This is a genomic window from Mesorhizobium sp. J428 (assembly GCF_024699925.1).
Lineage (GTDB): Bacteria > Pseudomonadota > Alphaproteobacteria > Rhizobiales > Rhizobiaceae > Mesorhizobium_A.
Map to the genome: position 1 here is coordinate 1340001 of NZ_JAJOMX010000001.1, position 17348 is coordinate 1357348.

General features: G+C 66.2%; 18 protein-coding genes. 6 read left to right on the forward strand and 12 right to left on the reverse strand.

From position 1 onward, the window contains the following. Positions 1–201: 201 nt before the first annotated feature. Positions 202–2160 carry a M23 family metallopeptidase gene (locus LRS09_RS06640; RefSeq protein WP_257810139.1) on the forward strand — a complete coding sequence of 653 codons (1959 nt, stop codon included), beginning with the start codon at positions 202–204 and terminating at the stop codon, positions 2158–2160. A gap of 33 nt (positions 2161–2193) precedes the next feature. On the opposite strand, the gene LRS09_RS06645 is transcribed toward LRS09_RS06640, so the two are convergent. From LRS09_RS06645 to LRS09_RS06670, 6 genes are all read right to left on the reverse strand, one after another. After that, positions 2194–3714: an MFS transporter gene (locus LRS09_RS06645; protein ID WP_257805005.1), complete on the reverse strand. Its 1521-nt coding sequence runs from the start codon at positions 3712–3714 to the stop codon at positions 2194–2196. A gap of 89 nt (positions 3715–3803) precedes the next feature. Further along, the gene (locus LRS09_RS06650; RefSeq protein ID WP_257805006.1) at positions 3804–5201 is read right to left on the reverse strand and encodes a L,D-transpeptidase; all 1398 of its coding nucleotides are present in this window, start codon (positions 5199–5201) and stop codon (positions 3804–3806) included. A gap of 124 nt (positions 5202–5325) precedes the next feature. Beyond that, positions 5326–6003 carry a BA14K family protein gene (locus LRS09_RS06655; protein ID WP_257805007.1) on the reverse strand — a complete coding sequence of 226 codons (678 nt, stop codon included), beginning with the start codon at positions 6001–6003 and terminating at the stop codon, positions 5326–5328. A 158-nt stretch (positions 6004–6161) separates the two neighbouring features. Further along, positions 6162–7478 carry a flavin-dependent oxidoreductase gene (locus tag LRS09_RS06660; RefSeq protein WP_257805008.1) on the reverse strand — a complete coding sequence of 439 codons (1317 nt, stop codon included), beginning with the start codon at positions 7476–7478 and terminating at the stop codon, positions 6162–6164. Between the two features lie 87 nt (positions 7479–7565). Then, on the reverse strand, positions 7566–7964 hold the full coding sequence (locus tag LRS09_RS06665) for an SH3 domain-containing protein (protein WP_257805009.1): 399 nt from the start codon (positions 7962–7964) through the stop codon (positions 7566–7568). A 31-nt stretch (positions 7965–7995) separates the two neighbouring features. Then, positions 7996–8421 carry an EF-hand domain-containing protein gene (locus LRS09_RS06670; RefSeq protein WP_257805010.1) on the reverse strand — a complete coding sequence of 142 codons (426 nt, stop codon included), beginning with the start codon at positions 8419–8421 and terminating at the stop codon, positions 7996–7998. Positions 8422–8672: 251 nt separating this feature from the next. Here LRS09_RS06670 and LRS09_RS06675 point away from each other — a divergent pair, with 251 nt between their 5' ends. The 5 genes from LRS09_RS06675 (at position 8673) to LRS09_RS06695 (ending at position 10703) form a co-directional block, all read left to right on the forward strand. Beyond that, positions 8673–9077, forward strand: coding sequence for an EF-hand domain-containing protein (locus LRS09_RS06675; RefSeq protein WP_257805011.1), 405 nt, complete (start codon positions 8673–8675; stop codon positions 9075–9077). Between the two features lie 162 nt (positions 9078–9239). Beyond that, complete coding sequence (locus LRS09_RS06680) at positions 9240–9737, forward strand: RNA polymerase sigma factor (RefSeq protein ID WP_257805012.1); 498 nt, start codon at positions 9240–9242, stop codon at positions 9735–9737. Next, a complete protein-coding gene (locus tag LRS09_RS06685; protein WP_257805013.1) occupies positions 9689–9862 on the forward strand; it encodes a sigma factor-like helix-turn-helix DNA-binding protein in 174 nt (57 codons plus the stop codon). The genes LRS09_RS06680 and LRS09_RS06685 overlap by 49 nt, the downstream gene beginning before the upstream one ends. Next, on the forward strand, positions 9859–10314 hold the full coding sequence (locus LRS09_RS06690; RefSeq protein ID WP_257805014.1) for a hypothetical protein: 456 nt from the start codon (positions 9859–9861) through the stop codon (positions 10312–10314). The genes LRS09_RS06685 and LRS09_RS06690 overlap by 4 nt, the downstream gene beginning before the upstream one ends. 23 nt (positions 10315–10337) lie before the next feature. Further along, a complete protein-coding gene (locus tag LRS09_RS06695) occupies positions 10338–10703 on the forward strand; it encodes a periplasmic heavy metal sensor (RefSeq protein WP_257805015.1) in 366 nt (121 codons plus the stop codon). 46 nt (positions 10704–10749) lie between these two features. On the opposite strand, the gene LRS09_RS06700 is transcribed toward LRS09_RS06695, so the two are convergent. The 6 genes from LRS09_RS06700 to LRS09_RS06725 all read right to left on the reverse strand — a co-directional run bounded on the left by LRS09_RS06700 (position 10750) and on the right by LRS09_RS06725 (position 17136). Then, positions 10750–11676: a hypothetical protein gene (locus LRS09_RS06700; protein WP_257805016.1), complete on the reverse strand. Its 927-nt coding sequence runs from the start codon at positions 11674–11676 to the stop codon at positions 10750–10752. Beyond that, positions 11624–12787, reverse strand: coding sequence for a radical SAM protein (locus LRS09_RS06705; RefSeq protein WP_257805017.1), 1164 nt, complete (start codon positions 12785–12787; stop codon positions 11624–11626). Before LRS09_RS06705 ends, LRS09_RS06700 begins: the two co-directional genes overlap by 53 nt. Positions 12788–12799: 12 nt before the next feature. Continuing rightward, positions 12800–13072 carry a hypothetical protein gene (locus LRS09_RS06710; RefSeq protein WP_085466837.1) on the reverse strand — a complete coding sequence of 91 codons (273 nt, stop codon included), beginning with the start codon at positions 13070–13072 and terminating at the stop codon, positions 12800–12802. Positions 13073–13219: 147 nt separating this feature from the next. Next, positions 13220–13450: a hypothetical protein gene (locus tag LRS09_RS06715; protein ID WP_257805018.1), complete on the reverse strand. Its 231-nt coding sequence runs from the start codon at positions 13448–13450 to the stop codon at positions 13220–13222. A 204-nt stretch (positions 13451–13654) separates the two neighbouring features. Further along, positions 13655–16264 (reverse strand): ATP-dependent chaperone ClpB, encoded by a 2610-nt coding sequence (gene clpB, locus LRS09_RS06720; RefSeq protein ID WP_257805019.1) that lies wholly within the window; start codon positions 16262–16264, stop codon positions 13655–13657. Between the two features lie 203 nt (positions 16265–16467). Further along, positions 16468–17136, reverse strand: coding sequence for a DUF4167 domain-containing protein (locus LRS09_RS06725; protein WP_257805020.1), 669 nt, complete (start codon positions 17134–17136; stop codon positions 16468–16470). Between the last annotated feature and the right edge of the window lie 212 nt (positions 17137–17348).

Sequence of the window (17348 nt, forward strand, 5' to 3'; positions counted from 1 at the left end):
AGTCGTACTCAGGCCGCATTTCGCCGGCACTCCTCCTCATAAGGGATAGCCGACGGGATCCGGTCGCTCGTCCCACGCTTGCGCAAGGCGTGTGAAAGACGAGCTCAATCAGGCCGGTTCGTTGACTTGGCCCAGCGGGACAGGCAATTGTCTCGCCCACAAAAACGAAACGGGATGCACGCGGGGAAAACGCCGTCCTTCATGCCCTATATAGAGGACACCATAGAAGCGCTCGGCAACGAGCCGCCCCTGCTCGCGGATGGCCGCGGCGGGCCGCCCGATCGGCGTGAGGTGTCCGCCCGCTGGTTGTCGGGGCATGCGTTCCTTACCGGTTTGACGTCGAGCGTGCTGATGGGCGTGGCGCTTCTGGCCGCCCTCGACGGCCGCGAGCAGCTCGCGACGCCGCCCGAGATCGCAACCATCAACAAGGCTGCGAGCGACGGTCAGTCCGGTGAGGCGGCAAAGACAACCCGTCTCGTCGTTGCCCGCAGCGCGCCTAGGGCGCGCGACCGCCGCCGCATGGAAGTTTCCATGATGAGCAAGGTCGGTGACCGCAACGTGGTGCGCACCCTGCCCTTCGTCCAGGTGAAGATGGCGCTCGGCGCCGGCCACACCACCTCGCGCAGCTATCCCCCCTTCGATCCGCTCAGCGTTTTCTCCGACGACGATACTCCGGGACCGGCCCCGGCCGAGGCGTCGGGCGTCATCTACGGCGCGAAGGTCGAGAGCGAAGTCAGCCTGCGCACGATCGACTTCCCCGTGGCGACGGCTGCCTTCGACGAGAAGAGCGCGCTGAGCGCCGACGAGATCGAAGAAGTGGTGCGCGAGACAGGCATCGCGCTGTCGGACGGCGCGGTCCAGGTCGCCGCCCTTCATTATGTCGATCCGGAACGCTTCGGACAGTCGCTCGGCGGCCCCGGCATCGGCCAGTCCTACGCCCGCATCATCCCCGAAAACGTCTCGACCGCGATTCGCGCGCCGATGGACGGTGGTTCGGTCGGATTCTCCGAGGATTACGCACCGATTCGCGCCGAGAAGGATCTCAGCGCTGCCTTCAAGGACGCCGGCTACGACGAGGACATGTCGTCCGGCATGGTGAAGGCGCTCGCCTCCCACCTCGGTGGACCGGCGATCAAGCAGGGCAGCGTGCTGCGAATCGGCGTCGAGTCGACCGGCACGCAGAACAGGATCGTTCGCTGCAGCCTTTATGACGGCCAGCAGCATATCCTTTCGATCGCGATCGACGACCGGAACAGGTTCGTTCCGGCCGACGAACCTGAGACGACTCCGGAACTTGCGAGCGCCTTCGACGATTCCCCGGCGCCGCTCAGGGCCCGCGGCGACCTGCCGAACGTCTATGACGGCATCTACCGCGCCGCCTATTCCTACGGCATGTCGCGGCCGATGACGCAGCAGCTCATCCGCCTGCTCGCCTCGGACGTCGACTTCCAGTCGCGTCTGAACCCGTCCGACCGGATCGAGGTGTTCTTCTCGCAGCCTGCAGACGACGATTCGGCCTCGGACGAATCGGAGCTTCTCTATGTGAAGGCCTCGTTCAACGGCAACACGCGCACGCTCTACCGTTTCCAGATGCAGGACGGCTCGGTCGACTATTTCGACGCCGACGGCCGCTCGGCTCGCCAGTTCCTGCTGCGCAACCCGGTGCCCAACGGCAAGTTCCGCTCCGGCTTCGGCGGCAGGCGGCACCCGATCCTCGGCTATGTGCGCATGCACACCGGCGTCGACTGGGCGGCGCCGCGCGGCACGCCGATCATCGCGGCCGGCAACGGCGTCGTGGAAAAGGCCGGATGGACCGGCGGCTACGGCCGGCAGACCATCATCCGCCACGCCAACGGCTACGAGACTTCCTACAACCACCAGAGCGCGATCGCCCAGGACGTCGTTCCGGGCGCCCGCGTCCGCCAGGGCCAGGTGATCGGCTATGTCGGCTCGACCGGCCTGTCGACCGGACCGCATCTCCACTACGAGCTGATCGTCAACGGCAACAAAGTCGACCCGATGCGCGTGCGCCTGCCGGTCGGCAAGGTGCTGAAGGGCGAGGAGCTGGAGGCCTTCAAGAAGGAGAAAGAGCGCGTCGACACGCTGCTGGCGGACGACGAGAAGAATCCGCTCAAGGTCGCGGAAGCCGCCGCGAAATAGCGCGGCGCGAACCGGCCTCCCCGGACGGCTCGACTATTCTTCCGATTCGGTCCGCTTCGGCGAGCCCGGTACTGTCGCGAGCGCGACGAGCGCCGACAGTACGCACAATCCGGCATTGAGGAACGCGACCGTGGCGAAGGCGCTGTCGCCCGCCGCGATTCGCGCTGCCTCGCTCGCCGCGTCGAGCGCCGTCTCCGGCGCAACGCCGAATTCGGGCACTTTGCCCGCGAGATCCCCGAGGGCCGCGGCATACCCGAACGCGGTGACGACCCCCATCGCCGCCACCGCAATCAGACCGGCGATGCGCGATACGGCGTTGTTGATTCCGGACGCCGCTCCGGTCTGCTTGTCCTCGACCACCGTCATGACGGCGGTCGACAAGGGCGAGACGACCAGCGCCATGCCGAGCCCCATGACCACCATCATTGGGAAGACGCCGGCCCAGAACGAGTGATACTGCGCCAGCGCGACGAAGCCGAGGGCGGCGAATGCCGCGCCGACGATCAGGCTGCCGATTGCGATCGGCAGCCTTGGTCCGATTCGGTCGGATAGTTTCCCGACGATCCCGGACAGGAGCGCGATGAAAACCGAAAGCGGAAGAAAAAGAAAACCGGTCTGCGCCGGGCTGACGCCCCAGCCGGCAATCAGCAGCATCGGCAGATAGAACAGGATCGCCGACAGCGCGAAATAGAGGAAGAATGTCGAAACGTTCGCTCCACTGAAGGCGCGGTTGTCGAACAGGCCGAGGTCGACCATCGGCTCCGACGCTCGGCGCTCCCAGAAGACGAATGCCGCGATGATCGCCAGTCCTGCGACGATCGCCAGCACGGACTGCGTCGGCGAGGCGCCGTTCTCGCCCTCGGTCAGTATCGTCAATCCAAAGGCGAGCAGGCCGAAGCCGACAGCGGCGAGCACCGCGCCGTTGAGGTCGAGCGCCTTTTGGCTGCCGGGCGGGTCCGCCGGAACACGGGCCGCCAGGAGCCAGACCGCCACCGCGCCAAGCGGCAGGTTGATGGCGAAGATCGCACGCCAGATCGAATCGTCGAAGGCCGAGAGCGCAAGCCCGCCAAGAACCGGGCCGAGCGCGGTGGTCATGGCAGACGCCGCCGCCCAGATGCCGATCGCCCTGCCCCGCTCCGCCTTCGGATAGGCCTTGGCAATTATCGCCAGGCTGCACGGCACCATGATCGCCGCGCCGACGCCCTGTACGGCGCGGAATACGATGAGCAGCGCCGCATTGGGCGCCAGCGCACAGGCGACCGACGCGGCGACGAAAAAGGCGATGCCGGCGATGAAGGTGAGCCTGAGGCCGAATCGATCGCCCGCCGCGCCTCCCGTCAGGATCAGCGCCGACAATGTCAGAGCATAGGCGTTGGAGATCCATTGAGCGTCGGCGAGCGAAGCGCCGAGATCCGCGCGGATCGCCGGCATGGCGATGGAAACCACCGATCCGTCGATGAAGCCTATGCTCGACGCGAGGATCGAGGCGGCCAGCACATATCGCCGGCTTGAAGACGGGCAGAAGGTCGATGCGGAAGCGGACGATACGGCCATGAAGGCAGTCTAGCCGCAAAAGAATGGAGGGTGGCCGGAATTCGTTCAGGCCAGTGGCCGGCGGCGCGAATCGCCGCCTGCCTCCTGCCCTACTCGACGAACTCCACCGTCACGCCCTTGGTGACCAGCTTGGCGAGCTCCTGCGCGTCCCAGTTGGTCAGCCGCACGCAGCCATGGCTGTTTGTCTTGCCGATCTTGGAGGGATCGGGCGTGCCGTGGATGCCGTAGGTCGGTTTCGACAGCGCGATCCAGACCGATCCCACCGGGCCGTTCGGGCCGGGCGGGATGCGCAGCACCTTCGTATTGTTGCCCTGGGTGAAATTGATCTTCGGATTGTAGGTGTATTCCGGATTGATCGCCACGCGCTCGACCGAATGCGTCCCGCTCGGCGACGGCGTGTCGGACGAGCCGATCGTCGCCGGATAGGCCACCACGAGCCGACCCATCGCATCATAGGCGCGCACCTGCTCGCGGCCCTTGTCGGCAATGATGCTGGCCACCTTGCGCGTGACGTTGCCGCCCGTGTCGGCGACGCGAATCACAGCGCCCGGCCGGAACTCGACGCCCTTGTTGAGATCCTTCAGGTAGGCCTCGCTCATGTGGAAGCGCTCGGCGAGCATCTCCACCACCGAGGTGTAGCTCATTGCCTCGAGCTGCGCCTTCTCGCCATAGTCGGCCGGGATCGACGCGACATACGGACCCGCGACATCCTCCGGCGTGATCGTGTAGTCCATGAAGGCCTCGCCGCCGCGTGCGGCGAGCTCGCTCTCGACCGTCGCGAAATCGACCATCGACAGCTTCACCCCTGTGATCTCCTGATAGGCGGCGACCGCCTTGTCGACATTGCCGCCCATGTGGCCGTCGATCACTCCGGGCGACACGCCGGCGCGGTCGAGCAGCACTTGGAGCTTGGCCACGTTGAGGTCGGCCTTCTTGGAAATGGTCGGCTGGTCGGCCGGCGCCGAGGGCGACAGCCTCGGCTCGTCCGAGGGTGTTGGCAGCGCGCGGCGTTCGACGGGCTCGTCATAGACGGCCCCGCCGGGTGCCGGGGGGAAATAGGTGCCGTCGATCGAGGCTTCGTCGCCGGGATAAGCCTGGTCCTCGTACGGATCGGCATAGGCCGGATCGTATTCCTCGCGCGACACGCCATAGCCGCGAGCGCGGTCTTGCTCCAGGCGGCGCATGTCCTCCGGGTCGTCCAGATAATAGCGCCCGCCGCGCTCGGCATATGGGTCCTGGTAGCGCGGCTGGCCGGGCGGCACCGATCCGGTGGCGCGGCGGTCGAGGTTGCGCGGCCGCTCGATGCGCAGGATCTCGCCCGTATAGGCGTCGCGGATCACCCGGCGGCCGTACTGGTCGTAGTAGACCTCGATCTCGCGGGCTTGGGCGAGACGGTAATCGTCCTGCGCAAAGGCCGGAACGGCGGACAGCGAAGTGGAGGAAATCGCGGTTGCGAGGACCGGCAGCAGGATGGTCTTGAGCTTCATGCGGCGAAAACTCGTTAGATCGGATCAGGTTGCGGGACGCAGATGATTTCTCCCGCGCTCTCCTTCAATGCGCAGATTATGGTTTCTCGAAGATGAACCGGGGATGAAAGTCGACAGTCTCATCCTATTGGCACTGGCGGCGCGGGCCGCCGCCGTAAGGCTGGTAGGTATTGTCCTCTGGCCGATATGACCGATAGCGGCTGAAACAATACTCGATGTGATCGCCGTCGAGTCCCTCCGACGCATAGGCGACATCGGTGGCCGATAGATCCTCATCGGCAACGGCATAACCCTCCGCCTCCGGCTCGGCGGAGACCGGCATCGCCACGAATCCCTGTGCGCTCTCCGAGTAAGGAGAGATGCACCGGCGCCGCCCCCCATTATAGGGTGTGTAGCTGTCATCGCGGGGTCGATAGGAGCGGTAGCGGTCGCCGCACCATTCCGCATGCGCGGCTGCCATGGCCTCTACATCCGGCGACCTTAGAGCCGGGTCGCCCGCGGACGGGAGCGCCGCGGTGGTAAGCGAATCCACTTCACCTCCGTCCGGCACGGCTGCCGCTTCCTGGACCGGACGCGCCTGCTTGCCTTCCGGATTTGTGTCCTGCATGTCGACCCGCTCGAATGTCTGGTCGGCGGGATCGACCTTTGTGGGTTCAGCGGTCCACAGCCCTGCCACTTCCCGGTTGGCGGGACCGGTAGCCACCGGCTTGGCGTGGAAATACGTGATCGACATGGCGACGCCGCTCGCGAAAATCGCCAGCGACAGGACAAATCCGCCCACGAATGCCAGGAAGGGTCTCATTCTCTGATCCTCTCGCTCTACCGACCGCCAAATGTGCGGGACCGCCCTTCGGTTCCCGCCGCGGCCGCAAGCGTGTTGAATAGGATCGACGCCGCCCCGATGATGACCACCGGAAGACGGATCGGGGTAGGAGGAAGCTGACCTGCCTCGCGTGCCGGTCAGGTGACCAGCGCGGCGCCGCGCCTAAGCTGTGCACCGACCTTCGCGCCCGGCGCGATTGTCGGCGGCGCGGCGTTGAGCGCGTCGATGGCAAATCCCGCCGCCTTTTTGTAGCCGGCCATGAACGCGGCGCGTTCCTCGGACGGGATCACGTCATCTATATTGTCGAACCTGCCGCCGCAGCGCTCGTCGACCAGATTGAGAAGGCCGAAGGGCCCTGCCCCGCGGTTGCGCAACACGAGTTGCGAGATCGGGCCGCAGAAGCGCGAATCGTAAGCGGCGAGCGCCGACTCGCCAAGTCCATGCTCGACCAGCGACGCGCCCAGCGCGCGGGTGTCGACGATCGCCTGGCTCGCGCCGTTGGAGCCCGTCGGATACATCGGATGCGCCGCATCGCCGATGAGGATCACCCGCCCGTCCTGCCAGGTTGGGACCGGATCGCGGTCGATCATCGGGTTCTCGTAGGCGCCGGCCGCGCCGGAAAGCAGAGCGGGAACGTCCAGCCAGTCCCAGGTCCAGCCATCGAAATGATGGATGAAGTCGTCGATGGCGACCGGCCTGAACCAGCCGGAATTCTTGCGCCCCTCGGCCGCGTCGACCGTGACCTCGGCGATCCAGTTGATGGTGGCGAGGCCCGTCACCGGGTCTGGCGGCGAGATCGGGTAGAAGACGAAGCGATGGCGGTGGGTGCCGAGACCGACGAAGGAAGCGCCGGAGCGGATCGGCACGCCCTGGCTGACGCCGCGCCACATGATCGCGCCGCCCCAATGGATCGGCGGCTGGTCAGGGTGCATCTGCGCGCGCACCGCCGAGTGCATCCCGTCAGCGCCGATCAGCAATGCACAGCGGAATGCGGAGCGGCTCCCGTCGGTCGCCTCGACCGACGCGGTAACAGCACCGTCGGCCTCGTTGCGATAGCCGACGACCCGCTGGCCGGTGCGTACCGCGCCAGGGCCTATCCGCTCGACGACCTCGCGATAGAGCAGCATCTGCAACTCGCCGCGGTGGACCGCATATTGCGGCCAGCGATAGCCGGCGAGAAGTCCGCGCGGCTCGGAATAGATGTCGTTGCCGTTCAGCCCCACCAGCGCCCATTCGCGCGCCGGCATGCCGATGCGGTCGAGGTCCTCGACACCGATGCCGAGATCGCCGAGCTCGCGCACCGCGTTGGGCTGCAGGTTGATGCCGACGCCGAGCGGCTTCAGCTCGCGCACCTGCTCGAACACGATGCAGGGCACGCCGATCTGGTGCAGCGTCAGTGCCATGGCCAGGCCGCCAATGCCGGCACCGGCGACCAATACGGGCAACTCTGTCATATGATCCCTCCGCCGGCTCTCCTAGCGGATCATGGCGGCGGAGGGAACAGGGGCCTCGCGAGCGGATGGTTGTTCGCGTCTTCGCGCTCAGTCTCCGGTCCAGCGATCCCATCGGCGGTCCATGCGCCGATTGACGCGGTATTGCACCCGCGCGTCGCGGCGGGCATCGACCCAGGGAGAGGCGGCCGGAACACGGTGGTACACGGTGGTGACCGGCACGGAATAGCCCGGCGCCGTATAGTATATATGACTGGCAGACACCCAGCCGCGACGTCCCGCCCAGACGACATCGCACCAGGACGAGCCGGGAAGGCAGCCGATTATTGTGATCGACTGGCTGGACGGGACGACGACGATGACGGCATGCCGGGTGCTGGGGCCGGCCCGCATATTGACGGTCCCCGTGGTGAGGCCCGGGCTTGCAAGAGCGTCCACGCCGGACCAGATGAGTGCCGACAGAGCGACGAAGATCAGTTTCAGTTTCATGATTTTCTCCTGTCGGTCGGTTCGCCGGGCACTATCGCCGCCGAAGCGCCCTCAGCTCCGAGATCGACAGAGACCCATCGCCATTGGCGTCGGCGAGCCTGAGCCGGTCGGGAACGAACGTTGAGAATTCCTCACGCGAGATGCGACGATCGCGGTTGGTATCCATCTGCGCCGCCTGCGCCGTCATGTCGTCGGCCTGGTCCATTGCGATGTTTCGCCGGTCCTCCAGCCGCCGCGCCGCCGCGTCCAGTTCAGCGGTGTCGAGGAAGCCGTCGCGGTCCGCATCGAGCCGGTCGAAAAATACGCCGCGCGCGACTTGTACCTCCGAGAACTGGATCGCCCGATCGCCGTTCGCATCCAGCTTTCGGAACATCTTTCGGACATTCTGGACGTCGGAAGCCCAGGCGCCGCTCGCAGCGAGCAAAAGCGGGGCGAGAAGAAGAAGCTTCGTTTTCATGCGTATCCTCTATGCAATAGGGCGTTCTTGACCCTGTCTGCATCCTCCTACGCAGCCGAATGCCTGCTCCTACGCTCAGGCGATTGGATTTCCTGTCGCCCGACAGCGTCGGCGAGGCGACGGTATTCTCCACCCGAAACGTAGGAGTGGGCGCTTCCACGCGTATGGGGGGATAGCCGCTTCGCGACGGCTCGTGGAAAACGAAAGGGATATCAGTCATGCGACCTGTATCGGCGGCGCTCGCCGCCTTCATGATCGGCGTGGTGACGCCCGACGCCCTATGGGCCCAGGCGACGACGTCATCGACACGTCTCGATCGCCTTGACACCGATGGCGATGGGTTCATTTCGCGCGACGAGATCGTGGCGGCGCGCGACCGCCTGTTCGAAAGACTGGACGGCAACGGCGATGGCAGGCTCGATGCCGAAGAAATCGAGGAGTTGCGCGATGCCATCATGGATCGCGCCGTCACTGCACAGGCACGGCTGGCCAATCAATCACGGCGGATGGATACGAATGGCGACGGAGCGACGTCCAGGGATGAGTTTCGCGCCCGGACCCTCCTGTTCGACCTGGCCGACCGCGACGGCGACGGCCGGCTTTCGGCCGGCGAATTCGTCATGATACGCGGCCTCCTCGGCGGGCGCGGCGGTTGACGACGACGGCACTTTTCTCGTTGGCTGGCGGGAAGGAGCTCAGTTCCCGGTGAAACGCTCGTTCCAGTTCCGTCCGCTCGCGCTCGGCTTGACGATCCCCGCGCGGATCGGCGCCGGTACCGCTGAGTGGAGCCGTAACTGCCACCGGAGGCTAGAGCCAGCGTGAGCGGTGCGGAAGGGTCCGACGATGGACGGCGGCAGGAGCCTCGCGAGGATGACGATCTCCTCGTCCGCGTCGGCTTGGGCGATGAAGGTGCGCTTGTGCGGCTCATCGATCGTCAGGGGCGGGGCTTGCGCCTGTTCGCTGCCCGCTATCTTGGAAGCACCACCGATGCGGAGGACATCGTGCAGGATGTGTTCGTCGCGGCATGGAAGCACGCTGGTCGTTTCGATCCCGCCAAAGGTCGGGCCACGACGTGGCTCTATCGCGTCGCGGCGAACCGTTGCATCGATGCGCACCGCAGGCGCTTCTTTCGTGTCTTCATCGGCCTCGACGAGGTGCACGACGCGATCGCCGGCGAAGACCCGGACGCCGAGGCGCTTGTAGGCGCGCGCCAGGAACTCGCCGTCGTCCGTAATGGCCTGTCGTCGTACTCCCCGAGCGGCAGCGCATGGCGCTACTGCTGCGCGCCGTCGCCGACCTCGACGTCCCGGCGATAGCCCAGGTCATGGGTGCCAGCGCCGGCTCCGTGGAGCAGTTGCTCGTGCGGGGCAGAAGAGGCTTGAGAGATCACCTGGCAAGAACGCAGCAGACAGACCGGGATCGCGAAGGGACATCCAAATGACCGAGGAAGAATTTAAGAGCCTGAAGCGCCGCTTCGGCGACGATATCGCCGTCTGGCCCGCGCCTTACAGGCAGGAGGCGCACACGTTCCTCGCGCGGGAATCCAAGAAAGCGGGCGTCGGCAGCGACGCTCACCTCGATCGGCTTGTTCTTGAATCTGCGCTGGCGGAAACGGACGAGCAGGCGACCGCGCGAAAGGTTCTGGCGCGGATCGACCGGGCGCCCGTTTTCCGATTCCCTCTCATGCTGCCGTCATGGCGGCTTCCCGTCGCGGCGGCCAGCTTCGCCATCGTTCTTGTCGCGGCCGGCATAGCTGGTTACTCGGCAGCGGGGTCGGACCTTTGGCAGATCGATCGGGCGCTGCTCGCTCTTGCGACCGGCGAACCGGCGGTGACGGAGATCGATTGGCCGGAAAACGCCGGCCAAAGCCTCGGCGAGGAGGATCTGCTGTGACCCGCCGTTCCACGCTGCAATTGGTGCTCGTCGCAGCACTCGCCCTGTCCGTGATCGCGAACGGGTTTCTTCTCGGTTTCGTCGCGCGGAGCATCGGCGCAGGCGGCGGCTTGGCTGTGCTTTCCGAGAGCATCGGCAGTGCCTATCCGGCCGAGGTGCGCGCCGAGTTTCGCCGCCTGTTGCGCGAAAACCGGCCGCGCACTCGTGCGGCGCTGCGCGATCTGCGGCAGGCGCGCCAGAAGCTGGCAGCGACGGCAAGGGCTGCCCCTCTGAATGAGGCGGAAGCCAGGCGCGCAATGCAGGAGGTGCGGGTCGCAACCGATGCGCTTCAGAGCCTCGTGCAGGAATTGCTGTTGGAGGCCTTGAAGCGGACCCGCGGCGCAAGCTGAACATCGCCGCATCGCAAGCAGGCCTGACGCAGACGGAACCGCCCTCTCAGGCCCGTGCCGCCGACGCCTCGTCGCAGGCCCTGAGGATCGCCAGGAACTCCGGATCGACATTCTCCTCGATCGTGTCGAGCACGCGTTGCGCACCACGGTCGCCCTGCGCATCGCGAAAACCCTTCGCCGCACGGCGGCGCTCGTCGCTGTCGGGGTCGGCCTCGTCCCAGTAGGCGAGCAGCACGTGCCAGACGACCAGCGCCTGGACAAACTGGTAGGGATCGAGCGGATTGCCCGACCAGGGCGAAACGATCGGCGTTCGGCCGGTTTCGTGGACGAGCTGCCGGCCGGTGGCGCATTCGGCAAGGAACATGATGCCATGCACCGCCTCGTGGATCAGCCCGTTCACCTGCGGATTGTCGAAGCGTGCCTCTTCGCCGACGCCCACCATCGAATAGCCCGGCAGCGACGAGATGCTGCTCGAACCGACGCAGTTGGGCGCGAGCGCGAGGCGGCGAGTGCCGCCGGCGACGATCGCGGCATAGGCAGGCCCGTCCATGATCGCCGCGAAGGCATCCCTCACCCTCCGCACCAGCGCGGAAGAGGCGGGATAGGACCTCGCATAGGTCGCGCGCTCGGCCTCGTGGCCGCCGGAGACGACGATCGGTGCCACGCCCGCGCCGTCCCACTGCATCAGCGCTTCGCCCGGCATCGCCATCAGCGCTTCGAGATTGGCGACGATCTCGTCGCGGTCGAAGCGCAGGCGGCTGTAGGAAGCGCCGATGAAATAGGGATCGTTGGCGATCAGCGCCTCGCGCGCCGGCGAGATGTCCGCCTGGCCGCGCAGCGGCTGCAGCAGCTCGCCGACATAAGCCTGCGTGCGGGGTGCCAGCGTAGCCTCCAGCCCGCGCACCATGGACAAGACCGGGTTAGGCCGCAGGTCGATGAGCGGTTCGAGAAGCCGAAAATCCTGGTCCGACATTGATCCTCTCCAGTTCGGTCGCGATCTCGCCGGCCATGCGCTCGAGCAGCGCATCCCAGACGTCGCAGTAGATCGAGGGTTGCGAAAAGTCCTTGCCGGTGAAGCGGTGCGGCAGGTAGCCGCCGCCACAGGCGGGCAGCCAGCGGCAGTCGGTGCATTTCGCCGGCAGCCGCTGCATGAGCGCGATGTCCTCGCGCTCCTGGTGGGCGCGGAATTCGTGGGTCCGCACGTGGTGCACGTCCTCGTTCAGCGGCGCGCAGATGCGGCCGACATCCGAGATGCCGATCGAGCCGTCGGTCTCGACCACCAGCATGGTCCTCAAGTCCCCGCCATGCGCATCCATGCCGGACTTCTCGCCGACAAGCCCGCGCAGCAGCGTGCGCAAGGTGCGGATGCGCGGCGCCGCCTGCCCGTAGGCCGACCACCTGTCGTAGACCTCGATCCAGAACCGGGCGAAGTCGGCAGGGTCGAAGTCCGGGCCCGGCAGGTTGGCGTGGTTGCCGTCCGGCAGCAGGAAGTCGATATCGCGCACACCGTTGCGCACGAACCAGTCGAGCAGCTCGCCGCCGTGCGGCAGCGGCTTCGAGACGACGCACAGGATCCCGCCGAACAGGCGGTGGAAGCTGCGCTCGGTCGAGAGGTCGTGCAGGATCGAGGTGAGCCGGTCGCTGGTGCCGCGGCCGAAATGGTCGACGCGGTTGCGATCATGCAATTCCGGCGGCCCGTCGAGGCTGATGCCGAAGGAGACGTCGAGGCGATCGAGTAAGCCGAGCCAGTCCCGGTCGAGCAGCAGGCCGTTGGTCTGCATATGGAAGCGCAGATCGACCCTGGCATGTTCCTTCAGCGTCGCGCAGATCGCCTCGAAGCGGCGACGTCCGACCAGAAGCGGCTCGCCGCCGTGCAGCTCGACATGGAACTCCTTGAGGCCGAATTCCTCGGCCTGACGGCGGATCCGCTGCGCCACCGCCAGCACGATCTCGTCCGACATCACGGCGGGACGACCCTGCCAGCTCGTGTCGCCGCGATTGTAGACGTAGCAATAGGTGCAGTTGATGTTGCAGCGCTGGGCGATCTTGAGGATCGCCCAGTTGACCACCGGCGCGGAGCCCATGCCGGCCACCGCTCAGCGGATGCGCTTGACGAAGTCCTTGGCCGCGAGCTTCTTCGCGCCCTGGACCTCGGAAAACAGCTGCGCGGGCAGCACGACTTCTTCCGCGGTGAGCAGGAACGAGATCGCCTTGTCCTTCGAGTGGTTCGAATAGTGCCGGTCGTGCGAGGCGAGCTCGTCGCCGCCGATCATGGGCTGGATGACGTTGGCGATCGCGAGATTGCGGAACTTCGCGATCTCCTCGGGCTTCGCGTCGGTCAGGTCGAATGCGATGGTCTTGCTGGCCATGGTGGCTACTCCTCTGTGCCGTTCAGTCGCGTGACCGGTTGCCGGGGCCACGACGATACGGCGGCCCGTGCAGAACGATCACGTCACGGTAGGAGTGGTCAGGACGACCGAATATAAGGCGCTTCACATTGCGAAATGGCCGATCTCTCAGCCCGAAAACGCCACCTTCACACCGCGCTGGCGGAAATAGGCCTGCATCAGCTTGCGGCCCGAGCGGTTGCCCTGGGCCAGCTTTGCCGGATCGAAGACAGCCTCCTTCACGCCCTCGCGCGCCATTGCCGCCTTCAGGGTCGCGATATGGATGTCGAGGTCCTCATTGTTCGCCTGGAGCGATCCATAGATGCTCTCGATGGCCTCGGCCACGGTCGGCTCGCTCACGGGTAGTCTCCTGCGGTAGATGATCGGCCAGGATGGCTAGGATCGGCTGCGGCCGGACAGCCGGCGACAGCGGCTCCCGTTAGCAGGACCGGCGCCGGATGAGAAGCGGCCTGCGGCGGAAACGCTCTGCCGAATATGGCCCCAACAAGAAAGACGCCCCGGGCTTGCACGCGGGGCGTTCTGTTTTCGGGTCGGCGTCAAGCCTTAGGCCGCTTCGGCCTCGTTCTTCACGCTCTGCGGCCCGGTCCGGAAGTTCAGCCGGTCGGAACCCGCGGTCACCACCACCCGCGCGCCGTCGCGGATGTCGCCGAGCAGGATCTTCTCGGCCAGCGGATCCTGCAGTTCCTTCTGCATGATGCGCTTGAGCGGACGGGCGCCGTAGGCGGGATCGTAGCCCTTGGAGGCGAGCCACTCGATTGCCTCCTCGTCGAGGTCGAGCGTGATCTTGCGGTCCTCCAGCAGCTTTTCGAGCCGCTTGAGCTGGATCCTGACGATCTGGCCCATGTCCTTGCGCCGCAGGCGATGGAACAGGATCACCTCGTCGATGCGGTTCAGGAACTCCGGCCGGAACGACGCCTTCACCACCGCCATCACCTCGTCGCGCGCGGCGTCGACATCCTGGTCCTCGCCGAGCGAGACCAGATATTCGGCGCCGAGGTTCGACGTCATGACGATCAGCGTGTTGCGGAAGTCGACCGTGCGGCCCTGGCCGTCGGTCAGGCGACCGTCGTCCAGCACCTGCAGCAGCACGTTGAACACGTCCGGATGCGCCTTCTCGACCTCGTCGAACAGCACGACCTGGTAGGGCCTGCGCCGCACGGCCTCGGTCAACGCACCACCCTCGTCGTAGCCGACATAGCCGGGAGGAGCGCCGATCAGCCGGGCCACGGAATGCTTCTCCATGAACTCCGACATGTCGATGCGCACCATCGCCTGCTCGTCGTCGAACAGGAAGGAGGCGAGCGCCTTGGTGAGCTCGGTCTTGCCGACGCCGGTGGGGCCGAGGAACATGAACGAGCCGATCGGCCGGTTCGGGTCCTGCAGCCCGGCGCGCGCACGCCGCACCGCCTTGGACACCGCCTGCACCGCCTCGCCCTGGCCAACGACGCGCTTGGCGATCTCGTCTTCCATGCGCAGCAACTTCTCGCGCTCGCCCTCCAGCATCTTGTCGACCGGAATGCCGGTCCAGCGGGAGACGATGTGCGCGACATGGTCCGGCGTCACGGTCTCTTCGACCATGCCGGCCTTGCCGTCCTGTGCCTCGGCCTCGGCGAGCTTCTTCTCCAACTCGGGGATACGCCCATAGGCAAGCTCGCCCGCCTTGGCGAAGTCGCCCTTGCGCTGCGAGATCGCAAGTTCGTTGCGGGCATCATCGAGCTGCTTCTTCAGGTCAGCCGCCAGACCGAGCTTCTGCTTCTCGGCCTGCCACTTCGACGTCAGCGCGTCGGACTCCTCCTCGAGGCCGGCGAGTTCCTTCTCCAGCTTCGACAGGCGGTCCTTCGAGGCCTCGTCCTTCTCCAGCTTCAGCGCCTCACGCTCGATCTTCAGCTGCATGATGCGGCGGTCGATCTCGTCCAGCGCCTCCGGCTTCGAATCGACCTGCATGCGCAGGCGCGAGGACGCCTCGTCGACCAGGTCGATCGCCTTGTCGGGCAGGAAGCGGTCGGAGATGTAGCGGTTCGACAGCGTGGCTGCCGCCACCAGCGCGGAGTCGGCGATGCGCACCTTGTGGTGCTGTTCGTATTTCTCCTTCAGCCCGCGCAGGATCGAGATCGTGTCCTCGACCGTCGGCTCGTTGACGAAGACCGGCTGGAAGCGGCGGGCAAGGGCCGCGTCCTTTTCGACATGCTTACGGTATTCGTCCAGCGTGGTCGCACCGACGCAATGCAGCTCGCCGCGGGCAAGCGCCGGCTTCAACAGGTTCGACGCGTCCATCGCGCCCTCGCCCTTGCCGGCGCCGACCAGGGTGTGCATCTCGTCGATGAACAGTATGATGCCGCCCTCGGCCGCGGTGACCTCGTTGAGCACGGCCTTCAGCCGCTCCTCGAACTCGCCGCGATACTTCGCGCCCGCGATCAGGGCACCCATGTCGAGCGCCATCAGCTTCTTGTCCTTCAGCGTCTCGGGCACGTCGCCGTTGACGATGCGCAGCGCCAGACCCTCGGCGATCGCCGTCTTGCCGACGCCGGGCTCACCGATGAGGACAGGATTGTTCTTGGTGCGGCGCGACAGCACCTGGATGGTGCGGCGAATCTCGTCGTCGCGGCCGATGACCGGATCCAGCTTGCCTTCGCGGGCATCCTTCGTCAGGTCGCGCGCATATTTCTTCAGCGCATCATAGCCCTGCTCGGCCGAGGCGGAATCGGCGGTGCGACCCTTGCGGATGTCGTTGATCGCGGCGTTCAGCGCCTGTGCAGTCACGCCCGCCTTGGAGAGGATGTCGGCGGTCTTGGCCGACTTCTCGACCGCGAGCGCGGTGAGCAAGCGCTCGACCGTGACGAACGAGTCGCCGGCCTTGGTCGCCATCTCCTCGGCGGTGGAAAAGACCTTCGCCAGCGGCTGCGACAGGTAGAGCTGGCCGTTGCCGCCCTCGACCTTGGGCAGCGTGTTGAGCGCGCCCTCGACCGCGACGAGCACCGCGCGCGGATCGCCGCCAGCACGGGAAATCAGCGACGCGGCAAGACCTTCCGGATCCTCGACGAGGACCTTGAGCAGGTGCTCGGGCGTGAACTGCTGGTGGTTGCGCGAGAGCGCCTGTGTCTGGGCGGACTGGATGAAGCCGCGGACGCGCTCGGAATACTTCTCGATGTTCATGTATGTGTCTCCTTCCCTCCCCGGCCCTTCAAGGCGCCGGATCGGCCTGATGACGAACCCCCAAATGCGGCAGGCTCTGATCGGCTGGATATGGGTATGCCCTTTCGACCTCTCAAGACGCCTTGACGAAGGTCAAACAAAAAGCCGGCGGGAGGGTTTCCCCTGCCCGCCGGCTGATGCTCTTCCGTGCGCGACGGCTGCGGTCAGGCCGCTTCGTCGGACGGCTCCGACGCCATGGCCGGCTCGGCCGCCGGCGCGGCCTCTGCCTCGGCGGCACCTTCCCCGGCCTCGTCCTCGCGGTTGGCGAAGTCACGGCTGCGGCGGCGCGGACGGCGGGCGCGGCGCGGCGCGGCCTCCTCGCCTTCCTGCGGCTGGCCGTTGCCGTTTGGCTGCGGCCGCTGCTCGCGCGACTGTTCCTCGCCCGAAGCCTCGGGGTTCAGCGCCACCTCGGCCGGAATGCCGGCGATCTCGGGCTGTGGCCCGGTGCCGTCGTTCTGCTGGCGCTGCGGCTCGAACGACTGCTGCGGGACCGGGTTGTCCTGGTCCTCGTCGTCGTCCTGGTCGTCGCGCTGGTCGCGGTTGAACTGCTGCGGCATCTGCGCCTGCGCCGCCGCGATGATGCGGTTGTAGTGCTCGGCGTGCTGCAGATAGTTCTCAGCCATGACGCGGTCGCCGGCGCCCTGCGCATCGCGGGCGAGCTGCATGTATTTCTCGGCGATCTGCTGGGCCGAGCCGCGGATCTTCACGTCCGGGCCGTTCGACTCATAGCTGCGGGTAAGCGGGTTCGGGCCTTTGCGGTTTTGATTCTGATTATTGTTATTATTGTTGTTGTTGCGGCCGCGCATGCGCCTGTTCTGCTGTTGTGGCCTCATTAGACACTCTTGTTGGAGATGTTGCGAAACACGACATGCCGGCCTGGGAGGGACCTGGTCTGTCGCCTTGTTTCCGACGGTCGGGCGCCTGTATCAACGCCGCCGCCATCCATTGTGTTTCCGGTTCGAGCCTGCCCGGACGTTCCCCACGCGACGCACCAAGCATCGCTTACGCATGGAGGCAGTTTGTTTTCAACGGGGACCGAATCGAC

Excerpts from the sequence above, each read along its gene's own strand:
- LRS09_RS06640 (WP_257810139.1), top strand. The coding sequence starts at position 202 with ATGCCCTATATAGAGGACACCATAGAAGCGCTCGGCAACGAGCCGCCC.
- LRS09_RS06645 (WP_257805005.1), bottom strand. The coding sequence starts at position 3,714 with ATGGCCGTATCGTCCGCTTCCGCATCGACCTTCTGCCCGTCTTCAAGC.
- LRS09_RS06650 (WP_257805006.1), bottom strand. The coding sequence starts at position 5,201 with ATGAAGCTCAAGACCATCCTGCTGCCGGTCCTCGCAACCGCGATTTCC.
- LRS09_RS06655 (WP_257805007.1), bottom strand. The coding sequence starts at position 6,003 with ATGAGACCCTTCCTGGCATTCGTGGGCGGATTTGTCCTGTCGCTGGCG.
- LRS09_RS06660 (WP_257805008.1), bottom strand. The coding sequence starts at position 7,478 with ATGACAGAGTTGCCCGTATTGGTCGCCGGTGCCGGCATTGGCGGCCTG.
- LRS09_RS06665 (WP_257805009.1), bottom strand. The coding sequence starts at position 7,964 with ATGAAACTGAAACTGATCTTCGTCGCTCTGTCGGCACTCATCTGGTCC.
- LRS09_RS06670 (WP_257805010.1), bottom strand. The coding sequence starts at position 8,421 with ATGAAAACGAAGCTTCTTCTTCTCGCCCCGCTTTTGCTCGCTGCGAGC.
- LRS09_RS06675 (WP_257805011.1), top strand. The coding sequence starts at position 8,673 with ATGATCGGCGTGGTGACGCCCGACGCCCTATGGGCCCAGGCGACGACG.
- LRS09_RS06685 (WP_257805013.1), top strand. The coding sequence starts at position 9,689 with ATGGCGCTACTGCTGCGCGCCGTCGCCGACCTCGACGTCCCGGCGATA.
- LRS09_RS06690 (WP_257805014.1), top strand. The coding sequence starts at position 9,859 with ATGACCGAGGAAGAATTTAAGAGCCTGAAGCGCCGCTTCGGCGACGAT.
- LRS09_RS06700 (WP_257805016.1), bottom strand. The coding sequence starts at position 11,676 with ATGTCGGACCAGGATTTTCGGCTTCTCGAACCGCTCATCGACCTGCGG.
- LRS09_RS06705 (WP_257805017.1), bottom strand. The coding sequence starts at position 12,787 with ATGGGCTCCGCGCCGGTGGTCAACTGGGCGATCCTCAAGATCGCCCAG.
- LRS09_RS06710 (WP_085466837.1), bottom strand. The coding sequence starts at position 13,072 with ATGGCCAGCAAGACCATCGCATTCGACCTGACCGACGCGAAGCCCGAG.
- clpB (WP_257805019.1), bottom strand. The coding sequence starts at position 16,264 with ATGAACATCGAGAAGTATTCCGAGCGCGTCCGCGGCTTCATCCAGTCC.
- LRS09_RS06725 (WP_257805020.1), bottom strand. The coding sequence starts at position 17,136 with ATGAGGCCACAACAGCAGAACAGGCGCATGCGCGGCCGCAACAACAAC.